We start from the raw sequence: 3,288 nt of genomic DNA on the forward strand, positions 1-3,288 counted from the left end.
GGTCGCAATCCCAGCGGAATGCCGGTCGCGATCACGCCGGAACAGCGGTCGCAATCAGATCGGAATGCCGGTCGCAATCGACCGGAATACGCATCTGCCGGGAGGTGGGTTCTTCAAGGGCTTGAACGCACGGTTAATCGGACACTACAACTACTACGGCGTGAAAGGCAACTCTCTGTCGCTGAAACTCTTCTACACGATTGCGCTAAAGGCTGCATTCAAGTGGCTCAATCGAAGAGGAGGAAAGCGGAAGAGCTTCACGTGGGAACGCTTCAGTCAGATTCTGGAGCGGGTAAGGGTAGCCAGGCCACGGATAACCGAAGTTAGCCGATGGAGAACTGCTTGAGGCCCGCCTTGCGCGGAGGCGAGTACAACCGAGGAACCGGATGCGGGAAAACTGCACGTCCGGGACTGTGCGGGGGGTGCCGGGCAACCGGCATTCCTACCGCGGAGCCGAACAGCAAGGGTTTCCGGGGCGACCTGGAATCTGAAGGAAGCTGTACGCAAAGTCCTGGCCCGACGAACAGGAATCGCATACGAGGCAGCCACATCTGGGCGAGAGGGCCAATAGACTCTAAGCCCAATAACCATCCGGAAGGTGTGGAAGTAGATGCGGCGGGTATATGGGATGAAGGTCACGCGAATTACCCTGGGAGATCTCTCCGTCTACCTTGTGCTACCGGCATCGTAAGGTGTCGGGATGGATGGAAAGAAGTCAGCAGACGCCATATTAGTCGGCAAAACCAAGCCGATGAAGGGCCGAACCTGTCAGAGCGTCCATGATGGATATTCTGATTGTCTTGGGCAGAAGCCTCGAAAGAGGGCCTGAACCCGTAAGTAGCGGACGGAATCCGTGAGGCAGGGATTGGGTGTCTATAAGGCATCAGTGATGGAAGTCAATAACGGAACATGCTGACAGGAACCGCCATGTACGGAACCGTACGCATGGTAGTGTGGGAGGACGGCGGGGGTGACCCCGCCTCCTACCCGATCGTCCCCGTCGCCAAAGTTATCTTCCAGTTTATTGATCAGCGGGAGTTCCTGAATTAAATTGCCGTAGACTTCTTGGGGCGGCCCCTCCTGCGGTAAGACTCTCCCTTGAGGGGGGGATGAGCCTTGTGTGCCAACCGGCCCATGAGGGAGTTGGCCAATACTTGGCCGGGAAGAGCCCTAGCCAGTCGCCTGACGGTCGGTTCGAGGTGACGCTGATGCTCCCGGTGTGGTGCCGTTCGGCGAAGATCTCTTAGAACGGCTCGGCCTGTTCGTGGTTAAAGCCGGTAAGCCCCAAGTAGTCGATAATGAGCAGGTGCGGTTTGAAAAATGACCTTATGGTCTCCTTGTACGTTCCTTCGTGGCGGGCGATGGCTAGCCGTCGAAACGCCTTCGTCGCGGAAATGAACAACACGGTGTACTCGCTGTGGCAGGCCCTATGCCCCTAAAGGACCCCTCTCCGCACTTGAATAAAAGCGGGCACTGGCTAATGTGAAAAGGCTGATAGCATCTCCTCTTTGGTGGGGGGCAAGCTATCGGCCTTTTGTGTTAAAAAAGTATCAGAAGTTACTTTACCCGACTGAGAGCCTCGTTCTCGTGTTGCGCTCGATCGCCGCAAGGATCAGGATGATTCCGAAGGACACCGCCGTTAGAAGTCCGGCAACGGTGAGGTATGCGTAGATGCCGAGGTTCTTGATGGCGTCGAACTTCTTTACTTCAGCTTCGGCTTTGGCCTTGGCATTTTTTTCGAAATACGACTCGAGATATTTGTCGGTGTAATTTCCCTTTTCGCCAGCCGGCGCCTTTCCGACGACCTCTTTCATCGAGGTAAGGAATTCCTCATGGTGATTTTCCTCTACCGCAGACACTTTATCTTTGAGGATTTTGGCGAATCTCTGGGTCACTTCCTCAGGCTGTTCCGAACCAGTGTCCTTGACGAGCAGCGCCACTATCTCTATTAAGATTTTGTCGGTCTTGCTCACCTCCTCGGCAGGAGCGCCGGGTGTGCCAGAAGTGGGGGCAGAGGTCTCGGCAGGAGTCTCAGGCTGCGCCCCCTGTTCATTCCGCTTCTCCTCCTGCACCTTCTGTTGAACTTCGGAGAAGCTGATCTTAATCTCTTTTGCATCCGACATCGCTGTCCAGCTCTTGAAGAGCATCATGCCGCCGATTACCAGTACGATGAGGCCAAGGGCTCCCATCACTAGGCTGAACCACCGCACGATACCGAACAGGACGTTCTTCTCAAACCGTTCTACTCCACCCATCTGCTGATCACTCATTACTACCTCCATAAATATTGAAGAAAAGGGCCTATCGGCAGCCCCGCGTGTAGCTTGATTTTAGGATAATATACGGGCATACTCGGTGCCTATTGATGCCGATGGAGGGTCGGTTCGGCAGAAGTCTCGCAAGCACTTGTAGTCTCAAGGTGTTGTGGACGGGCATTAAAAGAGCTCACAAGCACCAATAGGCATCCCCCGACTACCATGAACAAACCATATGATGGGGACACCGAAATCATGTCTGAAAAAGTCTTTATGCCTTGAGCTGCAGTCTCATCGTTACCCGCAAAGCTTTGAGCTAAACCGGCCAGATTGCTAAGAGCATTTTTACCATTAATACCAATGATGATCGGTATGACTATTCCAGTGGCACATACCCCTGTGATGACCCAGCGGTCATTATCGAATGCGCCTTTTTGCAACCGGTAAACAGCAAGGATAAAAGCTGCTACTGTCGCCAAGGGCAAAAGCCAAGCGAAACCGCCGATCGTAGATACCGTGAGATTGAGCGCCATCCTTCCCAAAGCACCGAACAGTTCTTCACCGCCTTTCATACTTATCGAAAAAAGGGGGAGGAAACTCCCTGTTAATGCAACTGCGCCTCCGATAACCCCCATCTTCAGACTTGTTTTACTCATTTTCTTCTCCTTTAGTGTGAGTTGGCAAGGATATGCCCTGTATTGTAGATCGCTATGTATATCTAGTTAGTGTCCGTCCGGAAACGGCATTTTTGTGAACTTCATAGCGACGAAACAGGCCGACTGTGGCCCAATCGTTAAGGTTCTGCTAATACTCTGGCAGTGCAGTCGTTCTTTCTCAATCTCTAGACGTACTACTCCCGCGAGTTCCGGGACTGTGAGGTCTTTGCTCTTCAGGCTGCGGCTTTGGCTGTTTCCGACCTGATTCTGGCGATCACCTGAAGGTTGTAGGCGAAGATCGAACTCCAGACGTAGCGCTTGAACCCTTCCCAGCTCTTCCAGTTGCAGCGGTCCAGGCCGAAGGCCCGCTTGAGAGT

Annotated in this window: 3 protein-coding genes and 2 pseudogenes; 2 read left to right on the top strand and 3 right to left on the bottom strand. The window is 53.5% G+C overall.

Annotated features, from left to right (window positions below):
- Together K419_RS24205 and K419_RS24330 are read left to right on the top strand one after the other, a co-directional pair.
- Positions 1-346, top strand: a pseudogene (locus tag K419_RS24205) (hypothetical protein); the annotation flags it as partial.
- A 581-nt stretch (positions 347-927) separates the two neighbouring features.
- Positions 928-1,050, top strand: a complete 123-nt coding sequence (locus K419_RS24330) for a hypothetical protein (protein WP_264175624.1) — start codon at positions 928-930, stop codon at positions 1,048-1,050.
- Positions 1,051-1,243: 193 nt separating this feature from the next.
- Here the strand turns inward: K419_RS24330 and K419_RS24460 are convergent.
- The 3 genes and pseudogenes from K419_RS24460 to K419_RS0118740 form a co-directional block, all read right to left on the bottom strand.
- A pseudogene (locus tag K419_RS24460) lies at positions 1,244-1,423 on the bottom strand (ATP-binding protein); the annotation flags it as partial.
- 139 nt (positions 1,424-1,562) lie between these two features.
- Entirely contained in the window at positions 1,563-2,270 is a 708-nt protein-coding gene (locus K419_RS0118735; RefSeq protein WP_026842882.1) for a hypothetical protein, read from the bottom strand.
- An 89-nt stretch (positions 2,271-2,359) separates the two neighbouring features.
- Positions 2,360-2,911, bottom strand: a complete 552-nt coding sequence (locus K419_RS0118740) for a hypothetical protein (protein WP_026842883.1) — start codon at positions 2,909-2,911, stop codon at positions 2,360-2,362.
- Positions 2,912-3,288 lie beyond the last annotated feature (377 nt).

The organism is Citrifermentans bremense R1 (genome assembly GCF_000426865.1).
Taxonomy (GTDB): domain Bacteria; phylum Desulfobacterota; class Desulfuromonadia; order Geobacterales; family Geobacteraceae; genus Geomonas; species Geomonas bremensis.